The organism is Dysgonomonas sp. UBA7710, from assembly GCF_002482385.1.
In the GTDB taxonomy this organism is placed as follows: Bacteria; Bacteroidota; Bacteroidia; order Bacteroidales; family Dysgonomonadaceae; genus Dysgonomonas.
Window position 1 is genome coordinate 106,635 of record NZ_DLFW01000038.1, and the last position, 7,974, is coordinate 114,608.

At 39.8% G+C, this 7,974-nt stretch carries 3 protein-coding genes; 2 read left to right on the top strand and 1 reads right to left on the bottom strand.

What is annotated here, in order from left to right:
- Positions 1 to 48: 48 nt before the first annotated feature.
- Positions 49 to 2,628: a hypothetical protein gene (locus B3317_RS11970; protein WP_291111768.1), complete on the bottom strand. Its 2,580-nt coding sequence runs from the start codon at positions 2,626 to 2,628 to the stop codon at positions 49 to 51.
- Positions 2,629 to 2,999: 371 nt separating this feature from the next.
- On the opposite strand from B3317_RS11970, the gene B3317_RS11975 reads away from it, so the two are divergent.
- Both B3317_RS11975 and B3317_RS11980 read left to right on the top strand, forming a co-directional pair.
- Complete coding sequence (locus tag B3317_RS11975) at positions 3,000 to 5,267, top strand: GH92 family glycosyl hydrolase (protein WP_291111769.1); 2,268 nt, start codon at positions 3,000 to 3,002, stop codon at positions 5,265 to 5,267.
- Positions 5,268 to 5,313: 46 nt separating this feature from the next.
- Positions 5,314 to 7,590, top strand: coding sequence for a GH92 family glycosyl hydrolase (locus B3317_RS11980; protein ID WP_414647498.1), 2,277 nt, complete (start codon positions 5,314 to 5,316; stop codon positions 7,588 to 7,590).
- Positions 7,591 to 7,974 lie beyond the last annotated feature (384 nt).

Genomic DNA, 7,974 nt, shown 5'->3' on the forward strand with positions numbered 1-7,974 from the left:
GAAATAATGTGCCGGTATGCCAATGTAGAATGGGGTATCGGCAACTTTTTATTCCGAAAGGATAATAGAATCATATTTGAGTTGCGGTTCTTCGTTCAAAATGCTCTTATAATCCAGACAAAATTTATCATAGCATTGTTTTGACAAACCTTTCTGTCCCAGTTTATATAGACTCCGGCATTTGATCTGCACGGAATCTTCGTCTATACTATCATGGATAAGTATTACATCTGCCAACTTTATCAACAGCCGGAAATCGTCTTTTATTTCTCCTGTTTTTGCCGCTTTCAGTAAGGTATTGATAAGCAAATCCGAGTAACCGGACTGATATTTATCCGCCCATCTCTTATCTATATTCGGCAGCAACAAACCTGCCGATGCAATTTCAATAATTTTTTCTATCACAGCTTTATCGATCATGCTATCAGCAGATGATATCCCATGTAGCAGATGCATTACAGTCACATAATCGCAAAAGGTATCTTCCCCGATACTGACATGCCAGTAACTGTTATCTTTCTGAAAAGTTACATCGCCTATTTCCTGAAGAAGAAGTCGTAGTTTACGGATATTTACATTCCGGTTGTTTGTCGCCTTGTTCTTATCCATATCAAACCAGAACTGCTCATCCAAACGCTCGGATGTTATTCCTTTTCCCGTAGTAATATATTCGAGTAAGCACATAAGGAACATTTGCCTGATTACCGGAGTGAAGAGACCTGTTATATCATTTCCTTCCCTGTCGAAGATCTGAAAACCACCCAGCAACGATATCATTGCGCGTTTCTTTTCTTTATGTACATGAGTAGCCCGGGATAATATAGGGGCAGGAATAAACTCTTTATCTTCAACAACAGACGACAACCGGGCTTTCCCCGTGCGATTCTTTCTTAACAGATAGATTACCAGAAGAATTACAATAACTAACAATCCTATAATTATATAAGTTACCGGAGAATTACCGAATATATTGTTTGTACTGCGCACCTGCAAAATATCGGCTTGTGATAATGGCGGATAAAGTAATGAATATATACCGATTTCAAATGTTCCCCCTTCTGTCCTTTGTAATATAACCGCATATATCCCGGAATTCTTATATCTGAACATATCGCAAAAAGACTCGGTATCCTGAAAATTGTATGGTATGGAATCGGATAGGAACCGGAAAGAAAAGTCATTCATATTCACTTCCATCAGGCGTATAGAGGATTTATAAACATCGCTTCTGTTGGCAAGGGTATAAAACTTATTCTCCCCCACATTGATTATCATCGAATTACCAAAAACATAAGGCTGCTGCATCCCGGTCAATGTGCCCAGTTCCTTACTTGTCTTATTCCTTGTATCGATCAATTGAAGATCATATATATTGTAGGAAGAAGCCTCCTGCAATCCGGTCTTGCTCCCATATCCCCCGAATACGAGTATCTGTCCATCTCCCAGATACCCCATCGAAGACAAATAGCGGGGGCTTAATTGGTTAATAAGGTCATTTGTTTCCCACTCTCCTGTATCTAAATTATAGGTTGATAAAGCGGCACTATATCTATATAAACCATAACCGCCAAATACCACCAACTGATTTGTATCCGGATTTATAAACTTGTTGTGGTGCTGAATATACAAAGACATATCCGACGGACTGCCCGACCAGATATTGGTATCAAAGTTATATAACATCAGTTCGGGATGGCTTATACTGTATGAGACTAACCTATCGGCTTTATAGTCGTAAATAAGATAACTGGATGCACCCTGAAAAGGCCTGCCATTATTAACCTTTATACGTTGTACCGACTTATTATTCAGATGCATTATATATAAGCTATCATTTGTGGCTACAAATACTCTGTTATTAATAGAATCCGTTGCAATCTGGGGATAAATATTCCTGGTAATCAAACTCATGTCCTTATTCCAGTTTGTATGCCGGTCTATTTCCCAAATGCCATTCGATACTGTGGCCCTGTATCCATTGGTATCATCATATACGGCAGCTACATCATGCCGGCCCATATCCCATCTACGGACAATTTTTCCTTTATCATCTTTGATTTCTATATTTTTTACCGACATAGGAGGAACATCAGACGTATAGAAAAACTTATGCCTGTTAGCCCCAAAGTATATCTTTTCGATAGTAGATATTCCCAACGAATTATCCGGTGTATCAATCAATATTTCTTCTCCACCTATGGAAAATGTTACTGAGCCTGTACGAACCTCTATCTTTACTTTCACCCATTTGTCTTCCAGTTGTTTGCGTTCATATTTATATTCCGATGAGGCTTTTGTATTATGTATGCCGTTAAGTATGAAATTGATGCGATTATTCCCCAGATAAGATGTCATATCCAGACTTGTGGTATCATTTGCTATAATCCTGAATATATATCCGTATGTATGGTTACTGTTTATAAGTTTAAGATCAAATTCGAGTGTATATCCTTTTGAGAGTTTTAAAAACCCATCGGGGAGTAAATCAAGGGAAGTCCTGTCGTCTTTATTTACCTCATGTGACTTAAAGTTCAATCCATATGAAAAGTTCTTATCCATATCTTTGGATTGTGAGATAATAGTAAGGAAAGGACAAAAAATAAAAACAAAAAGTATGGAAATTTTCATCTTATTTCTTTTAAGGTATCGCACATGTACAAAATTATATAAAATTAGTTATTCATAATTAGATACAAAATTTTAATTACTCATTCAAAACCAACCCATTGAAAAGTTCTCTTAAACTGAATCAAACCTAAAATACTATCCATCAATACAATTACACTTCAAACTAGTAATAAAGAATTATCTTATTGTATATTTTAACGAACAGGCTATAGGTATACAAACAAGACAAAAGTGTTCCTTTTCATGCCAATTAATAATTAATTAAGATTCCGGTTAATAGTCTAAATCTAAGTTTGTATAATATGTTTACAGCTTACATTAACCCTGAAATCGAATTAGGCCTTTATTTGAATATAACATTCCAATAAAATATGAAGAAAAGTACATTCGTCTCTTATACCTTAATTTTACTGTTTTTACTAACAAGCAATATAAATGCCCAGAATAAAAGCCAGCCTGTAGATTTTGTAAATCCGTATATCGGTAACATAAGTCACCTTCTGGTACCCACGTATCCGACTGTACATCTACCCAACAGTATGCTTCGGGTATATCCCGAACGTGAAAATTACACAGGTAATACTATTGCAGGACTTCCTCTTATCGTCACAAGCCATAGGGGAAGCTCTGCCTTTAATCTGAGTCCGTATCAGGGAGGACCGGAGGATATAAAAAGCGTGATTAACTTCGGCTACGACAACGAAATTATAAAACCTTATTATTACAGTGTCGACCTCGACGATTATAATATACATGCGCAGTATGCTCCGTCACATCAGGCAGGAATTTACTACATCGGTTTCGAAAATAGTAATGAACCCGCTTATCTGATCCTTAATACCCGGAACGGGGAACTCAATTCGGACAAAAATACAATATACGGATATCAGAATCTTAGCAATAATACAAAAGTATATATCTATTTCGAAACTGATATACAACCCTCAGAAGTTGGAACATACAAAGGGAATACCATAAATAGCAATGAAAAAACCACCCAAGGCCGGAACGCTTTTTATGTAATGAAATATCCTGCCGGAACCAAAATAATAAAAATACGTTATGGAGTCTCGTTTATAAGTACCGAACAGGCTAAAAATAATCTAAGGCGTGAAATAAAAGACTATGATCTGGAAAACGTAGCGCAAAAAGGCCGTGACATCTGGAATTCAACATTGGGAAAAATACAGGTTTCCGGTATCGACGAGAATGCCAAGACAGTTTTTTACACCTCTCTTTACCGCACTTACGAACGTATGATTTGCATTTCGGAAGACGGTAAATATTTCAGTGCTTATGACAGCAAAGTCCATGATGATGAAGGCCGTCCATTCTATACCGACGATTGGATCTGGGATACTTACCGTGCGACTCATCCGTTGCGCATAATTATCGAACCTGAAATGGAAAATGATATGGTTAACTCATACATAGTAATGACTCGCCAGATGAAAAATCCATGGATGCCAAACTTCCCCGAAGTGACGGGCGACAGCCGCCGTATGAATTCGAATCACGGGGCAGCTATGGTTGCCGATGCCTACATAAAAGGATTGAGAGGATTCGATCTTGAAGAGGCATACAATGTGAGCAAAGCGGCAATCACCGAAAAAACACTTGCTCCCTGGTCGTCCAAACCCGCCGGAGCATTAGACCGGTTCTACAAAGAACATGGATACTTCCCGTCCTTGTCAAAGGGAGAAAAGGAAACAGCCCCGGAAGTTCACGGATGGGAAAGGCGCCAGCCTATCGCCGTTACTTTAGGCACAGTATACGACGAATGGTGCCTGTCTCTGATAGCAAAACAACTAGGTAAGAATGACGAAGCCGATTATTTCTCAAAACGCAGCTTAAACTACCATAAGGTATTTAATCCCGAGACCAGGTTTTTCCATCCTAAAGATGCATCAGGCAAATTCATGGAAGACCTTGACTACCGCTTTCCTCCGGGTATTGGCGGACGCGATGCTTATGATGAAAATAACGGATATGTATATCGCTGGGACGTGCCGCACAATATTGCAGACTTAGTGAGCATGCTCGGAGGAAAAGACGCTTTTGTAAAAGAACTTGAAGATATGTACAGCACCCCTCTGGGGAAAGGAAAGCCCGATTTTTACCATATTTACGCCGATCATAGCGGTAATGTCGGACAATTTTCGATGGGCAACGAGCCTTCGATGCACATTCCGTATTTATACAATTATGCAGGACAGCCATGGCGTACGCAAAAGCGTGTGCATACGTTGCTCAATCAATGGTTCAGAAACGATCTGATGGGTATTCCCGGCGATGAAGACGGAGGCGGACTCACTGCATTTGTCGTATTTTCGCAGATCGGATTTTATCCCGTTACCCCCGGATTACCAATGTATGTAATAGGAAGTCCGACTTTCGAGAGTGCAAAACTGGATATCGGCAACGGGAAATCATTTGAAGTGGTAGCAATCAGCTATTCTCCTGAAAATAAATACATCCAATCAGCAAAGTTGAATGGTAAAGATTGGAATAAATCATGGTTCTCACATGAAGAACTGATGCGTGGAGGAAAGCTCGAACTGGTTATGGGAAAACATCCGAATAAAGAATGGGCTTCAGACGATAATGCTGTGCCGCCATCATTCAGCATGAATAAATAAAATTCAATTACTATACTATCACACGGCTATGAATATCAAAAACACGATTAAGAAAGTAACTGCTTCCGGTATATTCTTTTTATTTGCAATTATTACTTTTGCGCAAATAAAAACAGAACCGGTAGACTATGTAAGTATCCTGACAGGGACATTATCTAAATTTGAACTATCGACAGGTAACACATATCCGGCAATAGCCCGTCCGTGGGGGATGAACTTCTGGATGCCTCAGACCGGGGAAATGGGGAATGGGTGGTCGTATGTATATACTGCCGACAAAATCAGGGGATTCAAGCAAACACACCAACCCAGCCCATGGATGAACGACTACGGACAATTCTCCATCATGCCGGTTGTAGATAAGCCGGTTTTCAATCAGGATAAACGGGCCAGCTGGTTCTCGCATAAATCGGAAGTAGCAAAACCATATTATTACAAAGTATATCTTGCCGATTCGGATATAACAACCGAAATAACGCCAACCGACCGCGCGGCAATATTCCGTTTCACTTTTCCCGAAAAGGATAATTCCTATGTTGTTATAGATGCTTTCGACCGGGGATCTTATATAAAAATTATTCCGGAACAGAACAAAATAATAGGTTACACAACTCGTAATAGCGGCGGTGTACCCGATAATTTCAAAAACTATTTTGTCATTGTTTTCGACAAGCCGTTTACCTATCAGGCAACTGTAGGTGACAGTGAAATCCGTAAGAACGAACTTGAAGCTAAAGAAAACCATACAGGTGCTATTATCGGCTTTGCTACAAAGAGAGGTGAAACTGTTCACGCACGTGTGGCATCATCATTTATAAGTCCCGAGCAGGCCGAACTGAACCTCAAAGAACTCGGCAGTGACAGTTTCGATCAGGTAGCGGACAAAGGCCGCCAAGTATGGAACGAGACACTAGGACGGATAGAAGTGAAAGACGATAACATAGACAACCTTCGTACATTCTACTCCTGTTTTTACCGCTCGGTACTATTCCCGCGCAGCTTCTATGAGATAGATGCAAAAGGAGAAGTTGTTCACTATAGTCCTTATAATGGCGAAGTCCTTCCGGGATATATGTTTACCGATACTGGTTTTTGGGATACATTCCGATGCTTATTTCCATTCCTGAACCTTGTGTATCCGTCGATGAACGAAAAAATGCAGGAAGGTCTGGTAAACGCATACAAGGAAAGTGGATTCTTGCCTGAATGGGCCAGTCCCGGCCATCGCAATATTATGGTGGGGAACAACTCTGCTTCTGTAGTTGCCGATGCATATCTGAAAGGATTAAGAGGTTACGACATTGAAACACTATGGGAAGCCCTGAAACACGGAGCTAATAATGTACATCCTAAAGTTTCGGCTTCAGGGCGTCTGGGATATGAATATTACAACAAACTAGGTTATGTGCCGGACGATGTCAGAATAGGACAAAGTGCCGCACGTACTTTAGAATATGCATATGACGACTGGACTATCTACAGATTGGGCAAAGCATTGGGCAAACCCGAAAGTGAAACCAGCATATATAAAGAGCGCGCCATGAACTACAAGAATCTCTACAATCCGAAGTTCAAACTGATGACCGGCCGCAATGAAAACGGTGAATTCGATAAAACGTTTGTAGCCGAAGACTGGAGTCGTGCATTCTGTGAAGGTAACAGCTGGCACTGGAGTTTCTGCGTATTCCACGATCCGCAAGGCCTGATAGACCTGATGGGTGGAAAGAAAGAATTCAATACGATGATGGATTCCGTATTTATAGTACCGGGGAGCAAAGGAATGGAAAGCCGCGGTATGATTCACGAAATGCGAGAGATGCAGGTGATGGACATGGGACAGTATGCACATGGAAACCAGCCGATACAGCATATGGTTTACCTGTACAACTATTCCGGTGAACCATGGAAAACTCAATACTGGGCACGCGAAATAATGGACAAGCTATATAACCCTAATCCTGATGGATATTGCGGCGATGAAGACAACGGACAAACATCGGCCTGGTACGTCTTCTCTGCACTCGGCTTCTATCCTGTATGCCCGGGCTCTGATGAATATATTCTGGGATCGCCATTATTCAAATCAGTCACCCTGAATCTGGAAAATGGGAAAAAAGTAGTTATCAAAGCTGATAATAATAGTAAGGCAAGCAGGTACATATCATCTATGACTGTGAATGGGAAAACTCATAGCAAAAACTACCTGACTCACGATACATTGCTGAAGGGTGCGAATATCAATTACAAAATGGCTACTACCCCTAATATAACAAGAGGTATAAATGCTGCTGATTATCCGTATTCATTCTCTAATGAGAAGTAATAAAAAATAAATTTCTGTATTAATCAAAAACAATCCTGGTACTCAGGTATCCCAATTTACCAAAGAAGTATATAGATACGCCAATGGTCAAATTATAGACTTCTTTTGGTAAAGCGGATAACAAAAGATATTTTAATATTAATTAATATTGCATGCAATTATTTCTTATGTTTCAAATATGAAATAATAAGAATAATCGACCCTTAATCTTTCACCATATATATGTTATATATAACAATAAATACAACAATAATAAGTGGCATTTTTTCATCTGAAAATTTGGCATTTAGCTGTATTTTATTAGAGAGAGAGAGAGAGAGAGAGAGAGAGAGAGAGAGAGAGAGAGAGAGAGAGAGAGAGAGAGACTAACCTGCCGTAAGCTTC